The organism is Mycolicibacterium moriokaense (assembly GCF_010726085.1).
GTDB classification, from domain to species: Bacteria; Actinomycetota; Actinomycetes; order Mycobacteriales; family Mycobacteriaceae; genus Mycobacterium; species Mycobacterium moriokaense.
This window is the reverse complement of record NZ_AP022560.1, coordinates 249,184-271,838: the sequence shown is the minus strand read 5'-3', so window position 1 is coordinate 271,838 and position 22,655 is coordinate 249,184. Positions and strand designations below refer to the sequence as shown.

General features: G+C 66.8%; 25 protein-coding genes. 17 read left to right on the top strand and 8 right to left on the bottom strand.

Annotated features, from left to right (window positions below; translation table 11 throughout):
• The first annotated feature begins 1 nt into the window (after position 1).
• Positions 2-775 (top strand): fructosamine kinase family protein, encoded by a 774-nt coding sequence (locus tag G6N43_RS01200; protein WP_083153079.1) that lies wholly within the window; start codon positions 2-4, stop codon positions 773-775.
• A 229-nt stretch (positions 776-1,004) separates the two neighbouring features.
• Positions 1,005-3,455 (top strand): PE-PPE domain-containing protein, encoded by a 2,451-nt coding sequence (locus G6N43_RS01195; protein ID WP_083153076.1) that lies wholly within the window; start codon positions 1,005-1,007, stop codon positions 3,453-3,455.
• On the opposite strand, the gene G6N43_RS01190 is transcribed toward G6N43_RS01195, so the two are convergent.
• Complete coding sequence (locus G6N43_RS01190) at positions 3,452-4,531, bottom strand: phosphodiester glycosidase family protein (RefSeq protein WP_083153073.1); 1,080 nt, start codon at positions 4,529-4,531, stop codon at positions 3,452-3,454. The genes G6N43_RS01195 and G6N43_RS01190 overlap by 4 nt on opposite strands.
• A gap of 166 nt (positions 4,532-4,697) precedes the next feature.
• On the opposite strand from G6N43_RS01190, the gene G6N43_RS01185 reads away from it, so the two are divergent.
• Together G6N43_RS01185 and G6N43_RS01180 are read left to right on the top strand one after the other, a co-directional pair.
• Positions 4,698-5,147, top strand: coding sequence for an SRPBCC family protein (locus G6N43_RS01185; protein ID WP_083153071.1), 450 nt, complete (start codon positions 4,698-4,700; stop codon positions 5,145-5,147).
• Positions 5,144-5,422 (top strand): GlsB/YeaQ/YmgE family stress response membrane protein, encoded by a 279-nt coding sequence (locus G6N43_RS01180; protein ID WP_083153068.1) that lies wholly within the window; start codon positions 5,144-5,146, stop codon positions 5,420-5,422. Before G6N43_RS01185 ends, G6N43_RS01180 begins: the two co-directional genes overlap by 4 nt.
• 56 nt (positions 5,423-5,478) lie before the next feature.
• On the opposite strand, the gene G6N43_RS01175 is transcribed toward G6N43_RS01180, so the two are convergent.
• Positions 5,479-6,240 carry a pirin family protein gene (locus G6N43_RS01175; RefSeq protein ID WP_083153065.1) on the bottom strand — a complete coding sequence of 254 codons (762 nt, stop codon included), beginning with the start codon at positions 6,238-6,240 and terminating at the stop codon, positions 5,479-5,481.
• 67 nt (positions 6,241-6,307) lie between these two features.
• Here G6N43_RS01175 and G6N43_RS01170 point away from each other — a divergent pair, with 67 nt between their 5' ends.
• Positions 6,308-6,751: a MarR family winged helix-turn-helix transcriptional regulator gene (locus G6N43_RS01170; protein ID WP_083153063.1), complete on the top strand. Its 444-nt coding sequence runs from the start codon at positions 6,308-6,310 to the stop codon at positions 6,749-6,751.
• Positions 6,752-6,764: 13 nt separating this feature from the next.
• Here G6N43_RS01170 and G6N43_RS01165 read toward each other — a convergent pair whose 3' ends face one another.
• Positions 6,765-7,760: a sigma-70 family RNA polymerase sigma factor gene (locus tag G6N43_RS01165; RefSeq protein ID WP_407664864.1), complete on the bottom strand. Its 996-nt coding sequence runs from the start codon at positions 7,758-7,760 to the stop codon at positions 6,765-6,767.
• A 71-nt stretch (positions 7,761-7,831) separates the two neighbouring features.
• On the opposite strand from G6N43_RS01165, the gene G6N43_RS01160 reads away from it, so the two are divergent.
• From G6N43_RS01160 to G6N43_RS01140, 5 genes are read left to right on the top strand one after another with little or no spacing between them, the layout of a single operon-like run.
• Positions 7,832-8,671, top strand: coding sequence for an alpha/beta hydrolase (locus G6N43_RS01160; protein ID WP_083153061.1), 840 nt, complete (start codon positions 7,832-7,834; stop codon positions 8,669-8,671).
• A 26-nt stretch (positions 8,672-8,697) separates the two neighbouring features.
• Positions 8,698-9,657, top strand: a complete 960-nt coding sequence (locus G6N43_RS01155) for an alpha/beta hydrolase family protein (protein ID WP_407664863.1) — start codon at positions 8,698-8,700, stop codon at positions 9,655-9,657.
• 38 nt (positions 9,658-9,695) lie between these two features.
• On the top strand, positions 9,696-10,445 hold the full coding sequence (locus G6N43_RS01150) for a DUF2786 domain-containing protein (RefSeq protein ID WP_083153059.1): 750 nt from the start codon (positions 9,696-9,698) through the stop codon (positions 10,443-10,445).
• Complete coding sequence (locus tag G6N43_RS01145; RefSeq protein ID WP_083153058.1) at positions 10,442-10,936, top strand: TIGR04338 family metallohydrolase; 495 nt, start codon at positions 10,442-10,444, stop codon at positions 10,934-10,936. Before G6N43_RS01150 ends, G6N43_RS01145 begins: the two co-directional genes overlap by 4 nt.
• Positions 10,914-11,609, top strand: coding sequence for an O-methyltransferase (locus G6N43_RS01140; protein WP_110810433.1), 696 nt, complete (start codon positions 10,914-10,916; stop codon positions 11,607-11,609). Before G6N43_RS01145 ends, G6N43_RS01140 begins: the two co-directional genes overlap by 23 nt.
• Here the strand turns inward: G6N43_RS01140 and G6N43_RS01135 are convergent.
• The gene (locus G6N43_RS01135; RefSeq protein WP_083153056.1) at positions 11,602-12,279 is read right to left on the bottom strand and encodes an IclR family transcriptional regulator; all 678 of its coding nucleotides are present in this window, start codon (positions 12,277-12,279) and stop codon (positions 11,602-11,604) included. The genes G6N43_RS01140 and G6N43_RS01135 overlap by 8 nt on opposite strands.
• Before the next feature lie 65 nt (positions 12,280-12,344).
• Between G6N43_RS01135 and G6N43_RS01130 the strand changes: the two genes are divergently transcribed.
• Positions 12,345-13,682 (top strand): FAD-binding oxidoreductase, encoded by a 1,338-nt coding sequence (locus G6N43_RS01130; protein WP_083153055.1) that lies wholly within the window; start codon positions 12,345-12,347, stop codon positions 13,680-13,682.
• Positions 13,682-14,461 (top strand): DAPG hydrolase family protein, encoded by a 780-nt coding sequence (locus G6N43_RS01125; protein ID WP_083153054.1) that lies wholly within the window; start codon positions 13,682-13,684, stop codon positions 14,459-14,461. The genes G6N43_RS01130 and G6N43_RS01125 overlap by 1 nt, the downstream gene beginning before the upstream one ends.
• Before the next feature lie 7 nt (positions 14,462-14,468).
• On the opposite strand, the gene ilvD is transcribed toward G6N43_RS01125, so the two are convergent.
• Positions 14,469-16,175, bottom strand: coding sequence for a dihydroxy-acid dehydratase (ilvD, locus tag G6N43_RS01120; RefSeq protein ID WP_083153053.1), 1,707 nt, complete (start codon positions 16,173-16,175; stop codon positions 14,469-14,471).
• 80 nt (positions 16,176-16,255) lie between these two features.
• Between ilvD and G6N43_RS01115 the strand changes: the two genes are divergently transcribed.
• The 3 genes from G6N43_RS01115 (at position 16,256) to G6N43_RS01105 (ending at position 18,393) form a co-directional block, all read left to right on the top strand.
• Entirely contained in the window at positions 16,256-16,909 is a 654-nt protein-coding gene (locus G6N43_RS01115) for a DUF305 domain-containing protein (protein WP_083153052.1), read from the top strand.
• Complete coding sequence (gene ricR, locus G6N43_RS01110; protein ID WP_083153051.1) at positions 16,909-17,208, top strand: copper-sensing transcriptional repressor RicR; 300 nt, start codon at positions 16,909-16,911, stop codon at positions 17,206-17,208. Before G6N43_RS01115 ends, ricR begins: the two co-directional genes overlap by 1 nt.
• 150 nt (positions 17,209-17,358) lie before the next feature.
• Positions 17,359-18,393: a L,D-transpeptidase gene (locus G6N43_RS01105; RefSeq protein ID WP_083153050.1), complete on the top strand. Its 1,035-nt coding sequence runs from the start codon at positions 17,359-17,361 to the stop codon at positions 18,391-18,393.
• Between the two features lie 61 nt (positions 18,394-18,454).
• Here G6N43_RS01105 and G6N43_RS01100 read toward each other — a convergent pair whose 3' ends face one another.
• Complete coding sequence (locus G6N43_RS01100) at positions 18,455-20,470, bottom strand: M13 family metallopeptidase (RefSeq protein WP_083153049.1); 2,016 nt, start codon at positions 20,468-20,470, stop codon at positions 18,455-18,457.
• A gap of 65 nt (positions 20,471-20,535) precedes the next feature.
• Between G6N43_RS01100 and G6N43_RS01095 the strand changes: the two genes are divergently transcribed.
• Together G6N43_RS01095 and G6N43_RS01090 are read left to right on the top strand one after the other, a co-directional pair.
• A complete protein-coding gene (locus G6N43_RS01095; protein WP_083153174.1) occupies positions 20,536-21,129 on the top strand; it encodes a hypothetical protein in 594 nt (197 codons plus the stop codon).
• Positions 21,126-21,815, top strand: coding sequence for a hypothetical protein (locus tag G6N43_RS01090; protein WP_083153048.1), 690 nt, complete (start codon positions 21,126-21,128; stop codon positions 21,813-21,815). Before G6N43_RS01095 ends, G6N43_RS01090 begins: the two co-directional genes overlap by 4 nt.
• 55 nt (positions 21,816-21,870) lie before the next feature.
• On the opposite strand, the gene G6N43_RS01085 is transcribed toward G6N43_RS01090, so the two are convergent.
• Both G6N43_RS01085 and G6N43_RS01080 read right to left on the bottom strand, forming a co-directional pair.
• Positions 21,871-22,269 (bottom strand): CoA-binding protein, encoded by a 399-nt coding sequence (locus tag G6N43_RS01085; protein ID WP_083153047.1) that lies wholly within the window; start codon positions 22,267-22,269, stop codon positions 21,871-21,873.
• Positions 22,270-22,275: 6 nt separating this feature from the next.
• Positions 22,276-22,644 (bottom strand): DsrE family protein, encoded by a 369-nt coding sequence (locus G6N43_RS01080; protein ID WP_083153046.1) that lies wholly within the window; start codon positions 22,642-22,644, stop codon positions 22,276-22,278.
• Positions 22,645-22,655: the final 11 nt, after the last annotated feature.

Sequence of the window (22,655 nt, the reverse complement as noted above, 5' to 3'; positions counted from 1 at the left end):
GATGCCGACCTTCGTCAAACACAACCCGAACGCGCCCGCGGGCTTCTTCGCCTGCGAAGCTGCTGGGCTGCAGTGGCTTTCGTCAGCCGAGGGCGGGGTGCCGTGTGCCCGTGTCATCGGATACGACGACACCAGTCTGACGTTGGAACGGCTCGAATCCGCTCGGCCCGACCGCGACGCCGCATACGAGTTCGGCCGCCGGTTGGCTCGTACGCATGACGAGGGCGCGGGTGCCTTCGGCGCGCCACCGGACGGCTGGAGCGGACCCGGCTTCTTCGGGCCGCTGCATCATCCGCTCCCGATGTCGATGACCGGATTCGACACCTGGGGGATGTTCTACGCCCGCGAGCGGCTGGCGCCGATGGCGGCCCGCGCCGCCGCGATTCTGGAGCCCTCGGCGCGCGACGTGGTCCAGGCGGTGATCGACCGGTGTGACCGCGGTGACTTCGACGTCGACGGCGATCACCCCGCCCGATTGCACGGCGACCTGTGGAGCGGCAACGTCATGTGGACGCCCGGAGGCGTCACACTCATCGACCCCGCAGCGCACGGCGGACACCGGGAGACCGACCTGGCGATGCTGGCGCTGTTCGGCTGCCCGTTTCTGGACGCGGTCCTCGAGGGCTATCAGCGACAGCGCCCCCTCGCCGAAGGCTGGCAGGACAGGGTCCCGCTGCATCAGCTGTATCCGCTGCTTGCGCACGTCGTGTTGTTCGGAAAGGGATACGCCGGTCAGGCCGCGACGGCCGCAACGCACGTATTGCGGGCAAAGTGATACGTTGCTGAACTCGCAGCTCGCGGCGTTTTATGAAGGAATCAGCACAGGCCCAACAGATTCCGTGAGCAAGAATTTTCGGAAACGTTAGCCAGAAAATTACGTTCCTGTTACGGTGCCCTCCGGAGGTTCAAGATCACGGGGGTCGAAGGCTGGTTAGATGCCAGGCAAGCACCGCAAAGTGCGCCGCTCGCGCAAGAGTCGGGTCGTACGTACTTCGCAGCGTGTCGTGGCAATCGGGGCGGCTACCGCGACCGCAGCGGCGCTGACCGTCGGGATTCCCGCAGAACCGAAGACCGACGTGACCGCCAGGATCAAGCGGAACATCGGCCTGACGTCGACGGTCAATCCGTGGCAGTTCTCGGATCTGACCTTCTACGATGCGGCGTCCTACGACGTCTTCCAGACCAACGTCGACCTACTCATCCGCGGCATCGTCGAGAGCAACAACCGCGCCGCGGCGCTGCAGGAAGCGGGGATCGATCTCCCGAGCATCGTTAAGGACGTGCTGGCGAGCCCGAACCTCATGCTCAGCTCGGCCCTCGGAGAGGTGCTGAGCCAGATCCCCGTCGACCTCGGCCAGGCGCTGGGCGGGGTTTACGGGGACGCCACCCCGGTCGTGCTCCAGGCCCTGGAAGAGCTGTATCCCGAGACAGGCGGAATCAGTGACCTGCTCAGTCTCTTGACCCTGGTCGGTCTCGATCTCAGCGATCCGCTCAATCTCGCCGAGCGCGATATTCCCGGGCTCGACGTCGTCACCGCGGGGCCGGTCTTCACGCTGCTGAAGATGCTCGGGGTCGACCTCGGGTGGGTCCCCGAACTACCCAACAGCGTCGCCGCCGAGATCAACAGCACCGGCTACCTCCAGGTCGGCGCCGACGGCCTGCTCAGCACCGTCGTACAGCGGTTGACGGAAACACAGCCTGACAACCCGCTGATCGGCCAACTCCAAGGTGTCATCGACAACCTGCCGATCGACGCCCCGGCCGCAACCCAGGTGCGCGTGCCCGTCGCGATGGGTGTCGGGCTCGGTGCCTTCGCGATCGCGACCGGATACGACAAGGTCGTCGCCGACCTGCCCAACCAACCCGGCGGTCTCAACTACACCGGCGATAATGCCGCGCAGGGCAGCGTGACGGTGCTGCCGATGCTGCTGCTGTTCAATCCGGCCCGACCCAACGGCGGCGCGCTGGCGCGCTTCTACCCGATGTTCGACTCGGCGGACATCGACGTCGTCAATCCGAGAACCGAGATCACGACCAGCGGCACCGCGACCATCATCCCGATGCTGATCGACGTCGGGGTTGCCTACCATCCGATGTCCGACCTCGCGGCGTGGGCGAACCCATTCTCGCTGGCGAACAACGCCATGGCGGGACTGTTTCCGACATACATGCTGCGTGGCCTCGACTTCGACGCCGTTCAGGAACAGATCGACGCGCAGATCGCCGAGGCGGCGGCCAGCGCCGCCGAGGGAAATCCGTTGGCGCTGAACCTGTATGTGACGATCCCGCCCGTCACGTTGCCGCTGCTCGAGCCGCTTTACCTGCTATCGGATGCCGTACACATGATGGGCGGTCCGCAGCTCAACTTCTTCACCAGATTGGCCAACGCGCTCGCCCCGGCACTGACCAGCCTGGTCAACCTGGGGTACACGGACGTGTTTTACAACCCCGTGACCGGTGCGTTTGAAAGATCGTACGCCGACGCCGGCACACCCGTGCCTTTCGGGACCCGCCCCACTTTCGACCTGGGGTTTGTCATCGGGGTGGTGCTCACCCAATTGGTCGTGGGCTTCTGGCGTGAGTTCCTCAGCGGGAACCCGACGCCACCCACACCGAATGTGCTTGCCACACTTCAAGACTTCCTCTCCGGCAACCTGTTCCGCGCCGTGGCAGGTGGACTGAGCTCGATTGTGGTGGCCCCGCCGGCCGACGAAGATCCTGAAGCGTCTGAGAATGCGCTGCTGAGCGCGGAATCGACGGAAGAGGGCGTCGCCGACGAAACATTCACCGCAGCAACTTTTTTCAGCACAGAGGCACTGTCGAGTGGTGAGGAACTCGAAGACGAAGCTGTAGTCGAGGAACTCGCTGTTGGCGAGGACGTTGTCGAGGAAAGCGTCGACGGGGCGGCTGATCACGAGGTGGAGGTCGCCGACGAGATCGACGCTGGCGAAGACACGGTCGCTTCGGAAGACGATCCCGAAAAGGATCCCGACGAGGCGGATTCCGACGAGCAGGCCGTCAGCCAGAATAGTGGCAACCTCGACGACACGTCCGGCTCGTATACGCCCCGGCACGCCGAGCCCGAGGACACCGTTGATTCGTATACGCCCCGGCACGCCAAGCCCGATGACACATCGGGCTCGTACTCACCGAGGCACGCCAAGCCCGACGACACGTCTGGCTCGTCCTCACCTCGACATGCCAAGCCTGACGATACGTCCGCCTCGTCCACACCCCGGCGCGAAAGGACCGAGTCGGCAGGTCCCGGCGGGTCGATCATTCGCGACACCGCGAACGCGTTCCGTCCCGGCAGGAGCACCACGAAGCCGTCTGGCGGCGGACGCCACGCGGCCGCCGACGACACCGACACCGGTACCAGCAGCGCCACCAACACCGAGGGCGGCGCCGGTAACGCTTCCGCGTCCGACGCCGGCGCGTCGGACAGTGCCGACTAGTTGAACGCCAGCCAGCTGGGCAACGCGCGCTCGCGGGAGTCGCACAACACCTGACGGGTGTCGCAATTCCCGTCCGGCACACCGGCACCCGCCCACATGCCACCGGTGTCGCGGCGCAGCACGATCGACGACGAACCGCCACCGTCAAGCAGCACCGCGGTGTCGCTGCCGAGGCCGCGGAACAGATCCTGGATCTGATCCGGGGTATAGCTTCCGCCCTGGAAGACGTACATCTCGTCCTTGCCCTTGCTGTACGCGAGGGCGGTACGCGCAGCGCTCGGACCGCCGTCGTTGAGCTGACCGGTGTCTCCCGGGGACAACAGCCCGATCCCTGCGACGGCGACGAACCGGGTGCCCTTGTCGATGAGGTCCTGAATGACAGGGGAGGCGGCGTCATAGTCGTCCGGGCTCTTCGGCGGTACCACAAACGGGGCGCCCGCCACGGGAATTATCATGGTGGACAACGCTTTCCAGTGTTCGTTGCCACCTGAGAGGCCCTGTTTGCCCGCGTACGCGAGGGTGCCCGTCACGGCGGTGTTGGCGCGGCCCTGTCCGCGGGTGTTGTCGACGTAGGCGCCCAGCGGTGAGCTACACCCGGTCGACTTCCAGGACCCGCCCCTCTGCGGACGAATATCGAAGAAGTTGGCGTTGACGGCGATGGTCGGTTGACCCAGCGCCTGCCAGGCCTGCAGTGGTGAGAAGATCTCGGACGCCTGCAGTAATCCTTCGCGGGTACGTGCGCGCGGATCGCGTTCGCAGCGGGACTGGTATCCCCTGTGCGAGTCGACAAGGAGTCGCGGGGCCAGTCGCTGCGAGGCCGACTTGATGACCATCAGTCGACCGCCGTTGCTCAGCTCGTACCAGTTGCCGCTCGCGTCGAGCATCGGTGCGGGGTGACCGCTGCCGAAGTTGTAGACGAGGTACGAACCCCGAGTGTTCGCGATGGCGCCGGCGAGCAGATCACGGCCGCTCGCGGCCTCCGCGGTCGGGGCGGCGGTTGTCGACAGCGCAGCGAACGACATCAGCGCGGCGGCCCATGCCGCGCAGCGCCGAAATACCGTGACTGGACTAGACATGGGCCCCCTTCGACACAGCGAACTGAAACCACATTAACCTCGCCAGCAACACTGTCAACTTTCGTAACAAGTCCATGACGATCGGGTTTCGGCCGGCGAACGCGCTGCGGGCAACGTCGGCGAATCTGCTCGGGTTACAAAGGCGCGAAGCGGGTAATCGCAACGCATGCCCACCGTGTCGCGAACCTTCTCGGTCAGCCCACCACCACACCACGTGATCGGCTACCTGAAGGATTTCGCCAACGCCGTCGAATGGGATCCGGGCACCCACACCTGCACTCGCATCGACAGCGGTGTCATCAGGGAAGGCGCGTCGTGGCGCAACGTCTCGAAGATCTTCGGCGTCACCACCGAACTGACCTACACCCTCGACAGCGTGTCCGACAACTGCATCGTCTTCGTCGGGAAGAACAAGTCGGCCACCTCGGTGGAGAGGATCTACATCGACGCCGCGAACACCGGTTCGGTGATCACCTACCGCAACGAACTCGAAATGCACGGCTTGCTGGCGCTTTTCAGCCCGGTCATGAAGGTGGCCTTCGAGAAGCTGGCCAATGACACAGAGAAACAGTTGACGTCGGTACTCAACCGACTACCTATAGAGGAGAAAAGATGATCGGCACCATTCTCAGCGCGATCGTTGTTGGTTTGATCGTGGGCGCACTCGCTCGGCTCATCATGCCGGGCAAGCAGTCGATCGGCGTGATCATGACGATCGTCCTCGGCGCTGTCGGGTCATTCCTCGGAACGTGGCTGACCTACCAGTTCGGGTACTCGAACTCCAACGGCGGGTGGGAGGTCATCCCATTCCTCGTCGGCGTCGTCATCGCGATCGTGCTGATCGCCATCTACGTCGGCATCACCGGTAAGCGCGATCACCCGGTCCGCTAGCGCGGCGGCGAACGCAGCCGGTACATGCCACACCGGCGAGGCAAGGCCCAATCCGGTTACGCCGCAGCCAAACCCGCATGCATCTCCCACACGAGAATTTCAGCGGGTGCGCTGGCGGTGACCCGCTGGCCGCCGGACGCGGTGAAGCGTACGGCGTCGCCCTCGTGCAGCGCCCCGGCGCCCTCGAGCATCACCTCACCGCGGGGGACGAACAGGTGCAGATACGGTGCCGACGGCAACTCGACTGTGTCGCCAGCCTGCAGCCGCGCGCCGTGCAGGGCCGCGTACTTGTTGCGGATGCTGATCGCGGCCTGGTCGCGGTGGGCCGGCATCCCGGAGGCGATGGTCACCAGGCCGCCGCGCAGCAGCTCATGGTCGATCTCGAGCTGCTGGTATCCGGGATCGACGCCGGATTCGTCGGGGACCACCCACATCTGCACGAAATGCACGGGTTCCGTGTGGGATTGGCCGCCTGTCAACGTCCAGGAGTCGTTCTTCTCGGAATGCAGGATGCCCCGCCCCGCCGACATCCGTTGCGCCAGGCCGGGATAGATCACGCCGGAGTTCCCGGTCGAATCCTGATGGACGAGTGAACCGCGCAGCACCCAGGTGACGATCTCCATGTCGCGATGGGGGTGAGTATCGAACCCCGTGCCGGGTTTCACGATGTCGTCGTTGTTGACCAGCAGCAGGCCGTGGTGGGTGTTGCCGGGGTCGTAATGGTCGCCGAACGAAAACGAGTGTTTGGAGTCGAGCCAGTCGATTCTGGTCTTCGCGCGATCGTCGGCGCGGCGAATGTCTACTGTCGGGGCGGTCATCGCGATCCTCTCGCTCGGGGCCCAGCCTAGGGGTGGCCGCTGGACAGGACAACATGCATGATGTGTCATGTATTCCGTGTGGTTGACCGGGGAACAGCAGGAGATCTGGCGCAACTATCTCGCCATGACCAGCCGGTTGCAGACGACGATGCACCGCCAGCTCCAGCAGGACTGTGAGCTCTCGCTGGCGGACTACGACGTGCTGGTGGCCTTGACCGAGCGCGGTCCACTGCGGATCAACGAACTAGGCGACGCGCTGGCCTGGGAGCAGAGCCGACTGTCGCATCAGCTGCGTCGGATGCGCGGGCGCGGCCTCGTGGAGCGACATGGGAGTGACGACGACCGGCGCGGCGCCACGGTCGAGATCACCGATGGCGGTCGTGCCGCCCTGGAGTTGGCCGCGCCGGGACACGTCGAGTTGGTTCGCAGCGCGGTTTTCGACGGCATACCCGCCGCGCAGTTGCGGGCATTCGGCGCGGTGGCGCAGCAGGTCGCCGAGAGGCTGGCCTGATACGCGCGTCGACTCACAGCCTGTCGGGCAGTCCCCATTTCTCGAACGACGTCATGTGGAACGCGACGACGTGGGAGATGCCATCGGCGGTCACGGCCAGCACGTGCATCTGGAAAGGCTCGTGTACTCCGGTTTCCGGGTTGCGCATGTACAACGCTCCCGCGGGCTGACCGTTGGCCACCGTTGGGATCAAGCGCATATCGCCGGGACCCTCGGCGGGGCAGTGCGTCTTCGACAGCAGGACGATGTTGTGCGGCCCCTGGTACCAGCCGTCGAACGGCGGCATTTCCCACACTGCGTCCTCGGTGAACAGCTCCACGAGCTTGTCCATGTCGTAGTTCTCGAACGCGGCGATGTAGCGCTTCAGCAGATCCTGGGCCTCTTCGGACTCCGGGGCCTCGAGACGGTCGTCCTCGCTGGGGTTGATGGTGTCGAGTTGCGCGCGCGCCCGCTGCAGCAGGCTGTTCACCGCGGCCGTCGACGTGCCGATGGCGTCGGCGACCTCAGCGGCCTTCCACTGCAGCACCTCGCGCAACACGAGCACCGCGCGTTGCCGCGGGGACAGGTGCTGAATCGCCGCGACGAACGCGAGCCGCACCGATTCGCGTGAACCGACGATGTCGGACGGGTCGGTCGAATCGTCGGGGATCGGCTCCAGCCACGGCACCTCCTCGCGCGCGACGATGTCGTCGATGGGATCCGAACTCGGCGCACCGAGGCCGGTCGGCAGCGGCCGCCGCTGACGGCTGTCCAACGCCGTCAGGCACGTATTGGTCGCGATCCGGTACAGCCAGGTGCGCACCGACGATTTGCCCTGGAAACCCTTGTACGACTTCCACGCCCGCAAGTACGTTTCCTGCACCAGATCCTCGGCGTCGTGCAGCGACCCCGTCATCCGATAGCAGTGCGCGAGCAGCTCCCGGCGATATCGCTGGGCGTCCGCCAGGAAGGCGTCATCGGCGCTACCAGTTGTTGAGCCGTCGTCCAGATTTCGAGCCAGGACTGTCATCTCGCCGAGCTTAATGAGTGGGGGTGACAACCGACACCGGCGTTTCTGTCGGTGCCCGTTACTCTCCCTTCGTGGCAACTACCCGCAGCGAACGCAGCTTCGACGGCATCGGAGGGGTCCGCATCGTCTACGACGTGTGGACCCCGGAGGTGGCGCCGCGCGGCGTCGTCGTGCTCTGCCACGGATACGCCGAGCACGCGCGCCGCTATGACCACGTGGCTCAGCGATTCGGGGAGGCGGGGTTGATCACCTACGCGCTGGACCTCCGCGGCCATGGCCGGTCCGGCGGCAAACGGGTGTACCTGCGCAAAATCGACGAGTACACCGGCGATTTCCACACCCTGGTCGGCATCGCCACCGCCGATCATCCCGACCTGCCGCGGATCGTGCTCGGCCACAGCATGGGCGGCGGTGTCGTTTTCGCGTACGGCGTCGAGCATCCCGACGACTACACGGCGATGGTGCTGTCCGGCCCGGCGGTCTACGCCCAGGACGCGGTGTCGTCGTTCATGATCACCATCGCCAAGGTGCTGGGAAGCATCCTGCCCGGCCTGCCCGTCGAAAAGCTCCCGACCGACGCGGTGTCCCGCGATCCAGAGGTGGTCGCCGCCTACGAAGCCGACCCGCTGGTGCACCACGGCAAGCTGCCTGCGGGCATCGGCAAGGCGCTCATCAAGGTCGGCGAGACCATGCCGCAGCGCGCCGGTGCGCTGACCGCGCCACTGCTGGTCGTGCACGGTGAGCAGGACAAGCTGATCCCGGTCGAAGGCAGTCGCCACCTCCTGGAGTGCGTCGGGTCCAAGGACGCCCACCTCAAGGTGTATCCCGAGCTGTACCACGAGGTGTTCAACGAGCCCGAGAAGGCATTGGTGCTCGACGACGTCACCTCGTGGATCGAGGCCAAGCTTTGAAAACCATTGCTGGCATTCTTCTTTCGTTGATACTAGCCCTGGCGGCGTGCGGGTCGTCGGAGGAAGCGCCCCGCTGGGTCGACGAGGACGTGACGTTCACCGCTGACGGCCTCACCATCCACGGCACCTATCGCCACGAGCGGGACGGGAAGCCCGGGCCTGCGGCGCTGCTGATCTCCGAGAGCGGCAACACCGACCGCAACGGCGACAACGCCGTGGCGGGCCCGGTGGGCAACATGCGTCAACTCGCCGAACTGTTGTCGGACAAGGGCGTTGCCAGCCTGCGCTACGACAAGGTCGGTACGGGGAAAACGGGTCTCGGCCCTTACGCGCAGCGCCCCATGGACGTCGTCAGCTCCGTCTACACGTCCGGCGCCAAGGCCGCGGCGCGGTTCCTCGCCGACCAGCCCGCGACCGAGGCGGACCGCATCTCCGTCTACGCAGTGGGAGAAGGCGCCGTGCATGCGTTGGCGCTGGCGACCGACACCGGCGCCGACGCACCGAAGATCCACTCGCTGGGCCTTTTTCAGCCGCTGCCGGGCCGATACCTGGACATCATCACCAATCGGGTGCGTGCCAGCGCGTCCCCGGAGGCACTCAACACCTGGCTGGCCGCCGTCGAGCAGGTCCGCACCAAGGGCACCGTGGCGGAGAACCTCCCGGAGGGGCTCGGGGCGCTGCTCAACCAGGGCAACGTCAAGGCGGTCATCGAGGCCGACAAGATCGATCCGCTCACCCTGGCCGCCAAGGTGCCTGCCGGCACGCCCGTGTTGTTGACGTGCTCGGACGCGGACGCCCAGGCGACGTGCACGTCGGTCAAACCGCTTGTCGACGCGCTCCAACACACCGCGCTGACAGTCGTCGAACTGCAGGGTGTCAACCACGTGCTGCGCGACGACCCCACCGACAACGTCGCCAATTACGCCAAGCAGGACCCACTTTCTCCACAACTCGTCAGTGCGATCGACGCCTTTGTCGGCAAGTAGTCCTAATCTGGCGCCCATGAGTGACACGGGGATCGCGGATGACTGACGACAGGATGCTGGCGCGCATCGCCGCGCTGCTGCGCCAGGCCGAGGGGACCGACAACACGCATGAGGCCGACGCGTTCATGGCCGCCGCTCAGCGGTTGGCCACGGCGACGTCGATCGACCTGGCGGTCGCGCGGTCCCATTCGTCCAACCGCACCAAGGCGCAGGTACCGGTGCAGCGCACCATCACGATCGGCAATGCGGGGACGCGCGGGCTGCGCACGTACGTGCAGCTGTTCACGGTGATCGCGATGGCCAACGACGTGAAATGTGATGTCGCGTCGAACTCGACGTTCGTCTACGCGTACGGCTTCGGTGAGGACATCGACGCCAGCCACGCGCTCTATGCCAGCCTGGTGACGCAGATGGTGCGGGCGTCGGAGGCCTACATCGCGTCGGGCGCCCACCGTCCGACGCCCACCATCACCGCACGCATCAACTTCCAGCTCGCGTTCGGCGCACGGATCGGCAAGCGGCTGGCCGAGGCGCGCGAAGAGGCCCAGCGTGAGGCGACCAACGGGCGCGACAGCAGACCGGGCACCGCTATCGCGCTGCGGAACAAGGACATCGAGCTGAGGGACTTCTACCGGCAGACCTCAGAAGCGCGGGGCACATGGCGGGCCACCAGTGCGACGGCGGGGTACTCGTCGGCGGCGCGGCGCGCGGGGGATCGCGCCGGCCGCCGGGCCCGGCTGGGAACCAGCCCCGAGCTGGGTGGTGCACGCTCGGCCCTGGAGCGGTGAGCGTCAGGGACTCCCAGCGGTCGAAGGTCTACGCCGCAGAGGAATTCGTCCGCACGCTGTTCGACCGGGCCGCCGAGCACGGCAACCGGATGGTCGACTTCTTCGGCACGCAGTTGACGCTGCCGCCGGAGGGCCGCTTCGCGTCGACGGAGTCGGTGCAACGCTACGTCGACGACGTGCTCGGCATGGCGGTGGTGCGCGAGTCGTGGCCCGGCAGGGGACCGCTGACCGTGCGCGCCCGGCGCGGGGTCACTGCGGCGCACTACGAACGCGACGACGACGGCGCGGGTATCGCCGTCCCGGAGGGACGCACCACCTGGGCGTTGCGCGAGCTGGTGGTGCTCCACGAGATCGCCCACCACCTCTGCGCCGCCGAGCCGCCCCACGGCCCCGACTTCGTTGCCACGTTCTGTGAACTCGCCGGAGCGGTCATGGGCCCGGAAGTCGCCCATGTGCTGCGCGTGGTCTATGCGAAAGAGGGTGTGCGATAACGTGTCCCGTGTGGAGGGGCCAGACCCGAAGGAGCTCGATCAGCTCTTCAGCCGCCTATTGCATACCGAGGACGAGGCGCTGACGGCGGCACGGGCGGCGGCCGACGCGGCGGGTATGCCGCCCATCGAGGTGTCGGCGCAACACGGAAGGCTGCTGTATCTGCTTGCGAAGGCGACGCATGCCACCCGCATCTTGGAGATCGGCACGCTGGCCGGCTACAGCACCATCAACCTCGCCCGCGCCGTCGGCGCCGACGGTCGGGTGGTGACGCTGGAGTTCGAACCGAAGCACGCCGAGGTGGCCCGCCAGAGCCTGGCGCGCGCCGGCGTCGACGGCCGCGTCGAGGTGATCGTCGGGGCCGCACTGGACACCCTGCCGACCCTGGCCGAGCGCGGCGAGATCTTCGACCTGGCGTTCATCGACGCCGACAAGGAGAACAACGTCGCCTACGTCGAGTGGGCGATCAAGCTGGGCCACCCCGGCTCGATCATCGTGGTGGACAACATCGCTCGGTTCGGCCGCGTCCTCGAGCCGGCGCCCGATGACCATCAGGCCCGTGCGGTACGCGACATGTTGGAAATGATGGGTGCGCATCCGCGGCTGGATACCGCGGCGATCCAGACGGTGGGCACCAAGGGTTGGGACGGGTTCGCGGTCGCGATGGTCAGATGACGAGCGCTTGAGCGGATTCGCGCAGCGCGTCGACGATCCCAGCCTCGTTCGCGGTGAACCGCTCGCTGGGCGCTGGCACCGAGATCGCGACGATGTGACCGCCGACCGTCCTGGCGGCCACACCCGCCGCCGAGATGCCGGCGGTGTGCTCGTCTCGATCGAAGGCGATAGCGCTGAGGTTCGCCGCCGGGTCGTTCAGCAGCTGCCGCGCGGCCTTGCCGTTGGCGGTCGTCTCGAGCGGGAACCGCATGCCGACCGCCGACACCGCCCGGAGCCGGTGGGTGGACTGGACCTGGTCGATGAAGAGCATCTGCCGACCGCGTAGCACCGACAGATCCACCGTCTCACCCGTCGCGCGGGCCAGCCGGTCCAGCGTCGGCCGGAACTGCATCGTGAGGCTCGCATCGTCGGCGCCGCCGAGCGCGAGCAGCCGTTCGCCGAGGCTGATGCGGCCGTCGTCGTCGATGGATGCGAACCCGATCTCGACGAGCCCGACCAGCAGCCGGCGCACCGTCGACTTGGCCAGGCCGAGCCGGCCGCCCAGGTCGACGAGCCGAAGCTGCCCAGGTGAGGCGGCGATTTCGTCGAGGGCGGCTGCGGCGCGACGCAGCACCTGAATACCGTCGGAACGTGCGGAATGAGTTGTCCGATTCTGGTCCGCACGCGTCATTCCCTCACTATATTGATCCACAATCCGGACCACAAAGATTCGGATAGCGAATCTAGGAGGTCGCGGTGACGCTTCCAGAGGGGCGATCTTTCGTTCGGGGCGACGACGGTTACGAGGCTGCCCGGCGCTCCACGGTGTGGAACCAGCGGGTGCCGGACCGGTATCCCGCGGTGATCGTGCAGGCCCGCGACGACGACGACATCGTGGCCGCACTCGCCTACGCGAAGGCCAACGATCTTCAGGTCGGCATCCGGTCGGGCGGCCACAGCTGGGCCGCCAACCATCTGCGCGACGGCGGTCTGCTGCTCGACATGCACGGGTTCGACCGGGCGACCATCGACAAGGACAAGATGGTCGCCGTGGCGGGCCCCGGCAAGGGCGGCAGCATCCTCGCGGCCGAACTCGACGCCGAGGGCTTGTTCTTCCCCGCCGGACACTGCAAGGGCGTGTGCATCGGCGGGTATCTTCTGCAGGGCGGTTACGGCTGGAACAGCCGGGTCTACGGGCCGGCGTGCGAGAGCGTGATCGGTCTCGACGTGATCACCGCCGACGGCGAGAAGCTCTACATCGACGCCGAGAACCACCCCGACCTGTACTGGTCGGCGCGCGGTGCGGGACCAGGCTTCTTCGCGGTCGTCACCGCCTTTCACCTCAAGCTGTATGCCAAGCCCGCCGTGTGCGGCATGAGCCTGTACGTCTACCCGTTCGACTGTGCCGACGAGGTGTTCACCTGGGCGCGTGCGATCAGCGCGGACGTCGACCGGAGGGTGGAACTGCAGATCCTCGCCACCAGGAGCGTGCCGGACATCGGGATGGACAGTCCCGCGATCCTGCTCGCCTCGCCGGTGTTCGCCGACACCGAGCAGGAGGCCGAGGAAGCGCTCGCACTGCTGGGCACCTGCCCGGCCATTGACAAGGCCCTTACCAAAATTCCTTATGCCCCAACGGATCTGCCGACGTGGTACACCGCAGTGATGGGCAACTACCTGGAAGATCACCGTTACTCCGCGGACAACATGTGGACGTCGGCGCCGGCGGAGGACCTGATGCCGGGAATCCACCGCATCCTGGACACCATGCCGCCGCACCCGGCGCACTTCCTGTGGCTCAACTGGGGACCGTCGCCGGCCCGCCAGGACATGGCCTACAGCGTCGAAGCCGAGATCTATCTCGCGCTCTACGGGGGCTGGATGGACGAGGCCGACGACGACAAGTACGCGGACTGGCCGCGGGCCAACATGGCCGCGATGGCGCACCTGGCCGACGGAATCCAGTTGGCCGACGAGAATCTCGGCCAGCGGCCTGCGCGGTTCGCCACCGATGAGGCGATGGCGCGGCTCGACAGGGTCCGCGCCGCATACGATCCCGACGGTCGCTTCTACCCGTGGATGGGGCGGGTGTGATGAGCGCGTATCTGGGCTACCGCGATGGCGATGCCGACACCCCGTGGGGCAAGTACTTCAATCCCGAGATGGCCGAGCTGCCACGGCATGTGGTGGTCGCGCTGGAGCACGGCCCGCAGGCCGATCAGACGCTGCTCGGATTCGATTCTGCGGGAACGATTCTCGATGAGGACTACCATCAGACCGAGAACGGCTACGGCCAGCTGCGTGGCGGCGGCTTCCAGGTGTCGGTGCGCACCGACATGCCAGGCGTCACCCCGGCGATGTGGGACTGGTGGTTCGGTTGGCACGGCAGCGATTCGCGGCGCTACAAGCTGTGGCATCCCCGTGCGCACGCGTCGGCGCGCTGGAGTGACGGCGGCCCCGACGGCAGTTGGGTGGGGCGCACCTCGTTGATCGAGGAGTACCTCGGGTCGGCGTACGCCAAGGCCGCGATCCAATTCGTCGAACCACAGGTGATCGGCCTCGATCCCGCCCGCCTCGGCGGCGACGTCGCGGTGTGCGCTCGGCTGGGATCATCGGAGGTTCCGGTCGACATTGGTTGGTTCGTCCACCACGTGCGGGCCACCGCGGACGGCGCCGAGATGCGGTCGCGGTTCTGGATGGGCGGGCCGTACATCGGCCTGCGGAAGGGAAATGTTCTGACCGACACGGTGATTCGGCCCATCGCCGCGCACCAGCTGCCGGACCCGCGAGATCTGCTCGTGCACTGCGCGCAGGAGATGAACCATCTCGCCGGCTTCCTGCCGCAGGTGTATGCCGAGTTCTCGGCTGGCTGACGCGGCGTTAGCCGCAGACGGCGCCGCCGGCCGCCGAGCCCACCAGCTTGGTGTACTTGGCCAGCACACCGGTGGTGTAGCGCGGCGGTAGGGGTTCGAATCCCACCTTGCGCGAATCGAATTCGGCCGGATCGACCAGCACGTCCAGGGTGCCTTTGGCGACGTCGAGACGGATGCGGTCGCCGTCCCGCAGGAACGCGATCGGCCCACCGTCGACCGCCTCGGGTGCGATGTGTCCGACGCACAGGCCGGTGGTGCCGCCGGAGAAGCGGCCGTCGGTCATGAGCAGCACGTCCTTGCCGAGACCCGCACCCTTGATGGCGCCGGTGATGGCCAGCATCTCCCGCATGCCGGGACCGCCCTTGGGGCCCTCGTAGCGGATGACGACGACGTCGCCCGCGGTGATGGTGCCGTCCTCGAGAGCGTCCAGGGCAGCCCGCTCGCGCTCGAAAACCCTTGCGGTGCCTTCGAACACGTCGGAGTCGAAGCCTGCCGACTTCACCACCGCGCCTTCCGGCGCCAGGGACCCGTGCAGGATTGTGATGCCGCCGGTGGGGTGGATCGGGTTGGACAGCGCCCGTAGCACCTTGCCGTCCGGGTCGGGCGGCGCGATGTGCGCGAGGTTCTGCGCCATGGTCTGGCCGGTGACGGTCAGGACGTCGCCGTGCAACAGCCCGGCATCGAGCAGCGCCTTCATCACGACCGGCACGCCGCCGATGCGGTCGACGTCGGTCATCACGTGCGAGCCGAACGGTTTGACGTCGGCCAGGTGCGGAACCTTGCTGCCGATGCGGGTGAAGTCGTCGAGCGACAGTTTCACGTTCGCCTCGTGGGCGATCGCCAGCAGGTGCAGCACTGCGTTGGTCGAGCCGCCGAACGCCATCACCACCGCGATCGCGTTCTCGAACGCTTCCTTGACCAGGATGTCGCGCGCGGTGATGCCGCGGCGAAGCAGTTCCACGACGGCCTCGCCGCTGCGCCGGGCGAACCCGTCCCGGCGGCGGTCGGTGGCCGGGGGAGCTGCGCTGCCGGGCAGCGACATGCCCAGCGCCTCGGCCGCACTGGCCATGGTGTTGGCGGTGTACATGCCGCCGCACGCACCCTCACCGGGACAGATAGCCCGTTCGATCGCGTCGACGTCCTCGCGCGACATCAGGCCCCGGGCGCACGCACCGACGGCCTCGAAGGCGTCGATGATCGTCACTTCCTTCTCGCTGCCGTCCGACAGCTTGGCGATGCCGGGCAGGATCGACCCGGCATAGAGGAAGACGCTCGCCAGGTCGAGACGGGCGGCCGCCATCAGCATGCCGGGCAGCGACTTGTCGCAGCCGGCGAGCAGCACCGAACCGTCCAGGCGCTCGGCCTGCATCACGGTCTCGACGCTGTCGGCGATGACCTCGCGGCTGACCAGCGAGAAGTGCATGCCCTCGTGGCCCATCGAGATGCCGTCGGACACCGAGATGGTGCCGAACTCCAGCGGGTATCCGCCCGCGGCGTGCACCCCGTCCTTGACGGCCTTGGCCAACCGGTCCAGCGACAGGTTGCACGGGGTGATCTCGTTCCACGACGACCCGACGCCGATCTGCGGTTTGGCGAAGTCGGCGTCCTCCATGCCTACCGCCCGCAGCATCCCGCGGGCGGCGGCCTTCTCGAGGCCGTCGGTGACGTCGCGGCTGCGAGGCTTGATATCGGGACTGGCGGAGTCTGAGGGCATGGCTGCCAGTATGCCCCCGGGTGTTTCACCCGGCCAAACCGATATTTATACCCCTCTGGGGTATCCGGTATGGTGGCGTCATGCCGTATCGCGCCACTCGTACCGCCGCCCTCGTCCCGGCAATCGTGCTAGCCCTCTGCGCCGCGCTGTTCCTCGCCGCGTGCTCGAGCTCCGAGGAGAAGACCGATGCGGGCACGACTCACGAGTCCACCGTCAGCATGGAGCCTGCCGGCTTCAACACCGACGACCGTGCGTTCGCGACCGACATGATTCCGCACCACGAACAGGCGATCGAGTTGTCGGCCCTGGTGCCCGAGCGTTCCACCAACCCCGAACTCATCGCCCTGGCCAACCAGATCACCGCCGCACAGCAGCCCGAGATCAACGCCTTGCGGGTGTTCCTCGTGCAGTGGGACGAAAATCCCGAAGACAATGCCGACGGTTCCGATGGTGCCGACGGTTCCGCCTCGCACGGCGCCGGCGGTCACCACGGCCAGATGCAGGGCATGGTCGACGACGCCACGATGGCCAAACTCCAGTCGCTGTCCGGCCCGGAGTTCGACGAGCTGTGGTTGCAGTCGATGATCAGCCACCACCAGGGGGCCATCGAGATGGCCAAGGCCGAGGTGGCCAACGGCCTGAACGTGGACGTCAAGCGCATGGCGCAGTCCATCATCGATTCGCAGCAGGCGGAGATCACCCAGATGAACCAGATGCTGAAAGGCGGGCAGTGATGGCTGATGAGAAGGCCGAGCCTGGTTACTCGCCGCAGAAGGACAACTACGCGAAGCGGCTACGCAGGATCGAAGGTCAGGTTCGCGGCATCGCGAAGATGATCGACGAGGACAAGTACTGCATCGACGTGCTGACCCAGATCAGCGCTGTCAACAGCGCACTGCAGTCCGTCGCGCTGGGCCTGCTCGACGAGCACCTCGGGCACTGCGTCAGCCAGGCCGTCGCCGAGGGCGGCACGGAGGCGGAGGCCAAGCTCGCCGAGGCATCGGCCGCGATTGCCCGGCTGGTGCGTTCCTAGCCGTAACGCTCGGATCCCACGGCGCGATTAACACAGCAGGTCAGCAGCCTGTGCGGCGCTGTGGTCAGGGGTTTCGCGGCATTCCGATCGCAAAATTCACACCGAGCGCTGTGCCACACTGGACGAAGTTGTGCGACTGGGAGGTCATGTATGCGGCAGCCGATGACAAGGCGCCTTATCACCGCTGTGATGGCGGCCGGGCTGGTCGGCGGGATGGTGCTGAGCACCCCGTCAGCGCTGGCTCAGCCGGATGTTCCACCACCGCCACCCGCTCCGGTCGACCCGGCCGCTGCGGTGGCTCCGCCCGCGGTCCCGGCGGCCTTTCCGCCGCCCGCTCCGCCTGGGCCGCCCGCGCCACCCCCGCTCGGTGCGCCTCTGCCACCCCCGCCGCCACCGCTGTTCGGGGAGCCCCAGCCGATGGCCATCCCGGAGGGAACGCCCGCCGGGCAGAACCCGACGCCGTTCATCGGGGAGCCGCCGTTCCTGCCGCCGTCGTTCAATCCGACCAACGGCGCCAAGGTCGGCGCGGCCAAGCCGATCTACATCAATTTCCAGCGGCCCATCGCCAACCGGCAGATGGCCCAGGACGCCGTGCACATCACGTCCGTGCCGCCTGTTCCCGGCAGGTTCTACTGGACGAGCGACACTCAGCTACGGTGGCGTCCGCAGGACTTCTGGCCGGCAGGCACCACCGTCTACATCGACGCCGCGGGGACCAAGTCGAGTTTCACCGTCCCCGAGCAGCTGGTCGCTACGATCGACGATTCGACGCATCAGATGGAAGTCGTGCGTAACGGCGAGTTGGTGAAGACCATCCCGGTGTCGATGGGGATGTCGGCGGGCGGGCATACCACGCCCAACGGCACCTACTACGTGCTCGAGAAGTTCCCCCACATCGTCATGGACTCGTCGACGTACGGCGTTCCGGTGAATTCGGAGTACGGCTACAAGACCGATGTGGACCTCGCAGTCCGGATCGATAACAGCGGCAACTTCGTGCACAGCGCGCCATGGTCGGTGGCCGATCAGGGCGTACGGAACGTCAGCCACGGCTGTATCAACATCAGCCCTGCGAACGCGAAGTGGTTCTACGACAACTTCGGCAGCGGCGACCCGATCGTCATCAAGAACTCGAAGGGCTGGTACAACCAACCCGACGGCGCCTCAGACTGGCAGATGTTCTAACCGCGAGAAGACGCGAAATCCCCCAATTTCCTCTGAAATTGGGGGATTTCGCGTCTGTTCGTCAGTTCCAGATGCGGACCCGTTGTTGCGGGTCGAGGTACAGCGCGTCCGACTCGTCGACCCCGAAGGCCTCGTAGAACGCGTCCATATTGCGGACGACGCCGTTGCACCGGAACTCCGGCGGCGAGTGCGGGTCCGTCGCGAGCCGGCGAATGGCCTCGGCGTCACGGGATTTCGTGCGCCACACCTGCGCCCAGCCGAAAAAGACCCGCTGCTCACCGGTCAGGCCGTCGATCACCGGTGCGGGCTCACCCTTGAGCGACAGCCGGTAGGCCAGCAGCGCGATCGAGAGGCCACCCAGGTCGCCGATGTTCTCGCCGACGGTGAACGCACCGTTCACGTGGTGGCCGTTGCTCAGCGCGCGCGGCACGTATGAGTCGTACTGCTCGATCAAAGCCTTTGTCCGCTTACCGAACTCGGCGCGGTCCTCGTCGGTCCACCAGTCCACCAGATTGCCGTCGCCGTCGTACTTCGCGCCCTGGTCGTCGAATCCGTGCCCGATCTCGTGGCCGATCACCGCTCCGATTCCGCCGTAGTTGGCGGCGTCGTCGGCGTCGGCGTCGAAGAACGGCGGCTGCAGAATCGCAGCGGGGAAGACGATCTCGTTCATCCCCGGGTTGTAGTAGGCGTTGACCGTCTGCGGGGTCATGAACCACTCGTCGCGGTCGACGGGACCGCCGAGCTTGGCCACCTCGCGGTCGTACTCCACCGCGCAGCCACGCAGATAGTTGCCGTAGAGATCGTCACGCTCGATCACCAGCGCCGAGTAGTCGCGCCACTTCGCGGGATACCCGATCTTGGGCGTGAACTTGTCGAGCTTGGCCAGCGCGCGTTCACGCGTCTGGGGGGTCATCCATTCCAGCGAGTTGATGCTGACGCGGTAGGCCTCGCGCAGGTTGGCCACGAGTTCGTCCATCCGGGCCTTGGCCTGCGGCGGGAAATGCCGCTCGACGTAGAGCCGTCCGACGGCGTCGCCCATCAGCCCCTCGACCAGTGACACGGCGCGCTTCCACCGCTCGCGGATCTCCTCGGTGCCCGAGAGCCTGCGACCGTAGAACTCGAAGTTCTCGGCCACCAGGTCGTCGGTCAGCAGGAACGCGCGCGCCTTGATAACGCGCCACCGCAGCCACGACTTCCAGTCCTCGATGTCCTCGGCGGCCCACGCGGCCGCGAACGCCGTCAGATAATCGGGCTGGCGGACAACGACTTCGGCCACTTTCTCCGGTGTGAGTCCCAGCGCCGTCACCCACGCGGTCCAGTCGAAGCCGGGCGCCTCCTCGGGCAGCTCGGCGAAGGTCCTCAGGTTGTAGGTCAGGTCGGCGTCGCGGCGCTTGACCACGTCCCAGTGCGCTGCGGCCAGCTTGGTCTCCAGCGCGACGATGCACTCCGCCGTCGCCTGCCATTCGTTCGGTTGGCTCTCCTCGCCGTAGACGAGGCCGAACATCGCCGCGATGTGCCGCGGATAGGCGGCGAGGATCTCGGCGTGCTGCTCGTCGCGGTAGTACGACTCATCGGGCAGGCCGAGACCGGATTGGGTCAGGTGCACCAGATAGCGCGTCGAGTTCTTGGAGTCGGTGTCGACATAGATTCCCGTCGCGCCGCCGACGTCGGTGCGCTGCAACGCGCCGAGCACAGCGGCCAGCGCCTCGGGCGTGGCGGCGGCGTCGATGGCGGCCAGCTCGTCCAGCAGCGGCTGCACGCCCCGCGCGGCCACCGCCTGCTCGTCCATGAAGCTGGCGTACAGATCGCCGATGCGCTGCTCATCGGTGCCTTTCGCCGCGCCGGACGACGCGGCCTCGATGATCAGATCGCGGACCTGCTCCTCGGCGCGGTCGTACAGCGCGCGGAAGGCGCCGTCGGTGGCCCGGTCGCCGGGCATCTCGTATTCGGCCAGCCAGCGGCCGTTCACATGGCCGAAGAGGTCGTCTTGTGGGCGGGCGTCAGAGTCGACGTAGCTGAGGTCGATACCGGATCTGATGGTCGCTGCGGCTGCGTCGTGCGTCGTTTCTACCGTCACCCCACCAGGGTGCCAGACAGGTTGTGGGAGCCGCGCGGCACAGCGCGCCAGGTACCCTCACGCGCATGCCCGACGACGTGCAGGACGACGCGCCTGACGACGCTGGTCCCGCGATTTCCGGCTACGGCATCGGCTCTGCGGTGCTCGGTGTGATCGCCGTCGCAGCGATCGTGCTCGCCGCCCTGATCTGGACGCAACACCGCGACGACGCCGAGGAGCTGCGCTACCGCACCCGCGCGATGCAGGCCGCCGCCGACTGGACCAGCGTGCTCATCAACATGAACAAGGACACCGTCGACGCCAGCCTGGCCCGACTCCACGAGGGCACGGTCGGACAGCTGAACGCCGACTTCGACGCCGCGGTCAAGCCGTACCGCGAGTTGGTCCAGAAGTTGCAGTCGCGCACCACCGGCCAGGTCGATTCGGTGGCCATCGAATACGTCCACCACCGACCGCCGAACTCGCAGGAACCGTCGTCGCCACCGGCGCCCGAAATGGCCGAGTTCGCGTCGCGCACCGACACCGTGATGGTCGTGGCGACGTCGATCAGCGAGAACGCCGGCCGGGACAAGCCCCAGACGGTGCGCTGGACCCTGCGCCTCGACGTGTCCGACATCGACGGCAGGCTGATGATCTCGCGGCTGGAGCCGATCCGATGAGATACGCCTGGCGCATTCTGGCGTTCGACGTGTTGCCGCCGCTGGCCGCGATCGCCGCGCTCCTCTACATCGGCGTCGCGCTCGAATGGCCGTTGTGGTGGGTGTCGGTGTGTTCGGTGCTGTGCCTGCTCATCGTCGAAGCCGTCGTGGTCAACGCGGTGCTGGCGCGCCGGGACGGGGTCAGCGTCGGCACCGACGACGACGGGCCGCGGCTGCGGCTGGCGGTGGTCGGGGTCGCGACGGCGGCGCTGGCGGCCGCGGTGATCGTCGGCTACCTGGACTGGTCGGTGCCCGACCGCAACCTGCGCAACGACACCGCCGAAGTCGTCGGCATCGCGACCCGTGTGGCGGAGGCGTCGGCGACGTTCACCCCGCAGGACCCGACCGCGTCGATCGATCGCGCCGCAGCGCAGATGTCACCGGAGAGCGCGGAGGCGTTCAAGAAGGAATTCGACTCCGTCGCAAAGGATTTGGCGAGTCGAAACATCACGGCTCACGCCAGCACCGTGTCCGCGGGTGTCGAGGCGATCGGACCGGCCGCCGCCAGCGTGGCCGTGATCATGCATGGGACGCAGAATTCGCCGGGGCGTCCGCCGGACACCGCGGTGCTTGCGCTGCGGGTTCAGCTGTCCAAGCAGGACGGCCGCTGGCTGGTCGACGACGTGTCGCCCATCCATTCCCGGTGACTCCCTGCGATTTGTGTGCATTCGAGAGCGCTCAGCGCTCCTAAACGCACACAAATCACCGGGAAAGCAGGTTCGCGTGGTCGACCTTCAGGCAGCGGTCCATCACGACCTGCAGTCCCGCCGCCGCACCGTCGCGCGCGATGTCGTCGTCCCACAGACCCTGTTGCAGCCAAAGCGTTTTCGCGCCGATGGCGATCGTGTCGTTCAGCACGGAGCGCAGATGCTCGCGGCGGCGGAAGACGTCGACCATGTCGGGGACGACGGGCAGGTCCGCTAGCGACGGGTAGACCGGGGTGCCGTCGATCTCGCTGACCGTCGGGTTCACCAGATATAGCGTGTAGTCGCTGGCCGCCCTCAGGTACTGCCAGACGCCGTGGCTCGGGCGCATGGGGTCGTTCGAAACCCCCACGATCGCCACGCTTTTGGTATCCCGAAGGATGCGTTCGAGGTCCACCGGCGGCTAGTAACTGAACGTCGTCGCGCCGTCGCCGATCCACTCCCAGAGCTGGACCGTCCCGCCGGGCTCGGCACCGCTGATGAAGTTGTCCGCGTCGAGTTGCTTGGACTTGATGCAGATCGGGCAGACCAGATACCGCCCGCCCGCCTTCGCGTAGCGTTCCAACAACTCCTCCAGCGGCGGACATCCGTCGCACGCGGTGCCGACGGCCACTCCCGGCACGGCCAGCCGGACGGCCTCTTTGGTCAAGAACATCAGCGTCGGACGACCGCTTTCGGCGGCACCGACGGCGACCAGGAACGCGACGGTGACTTTCTCGGGGTCTTCAAGTCCGGTGGTGAGGCTGATCGCGGCTTTGTTGTTGCTGTTCATGCCGCCAGCCT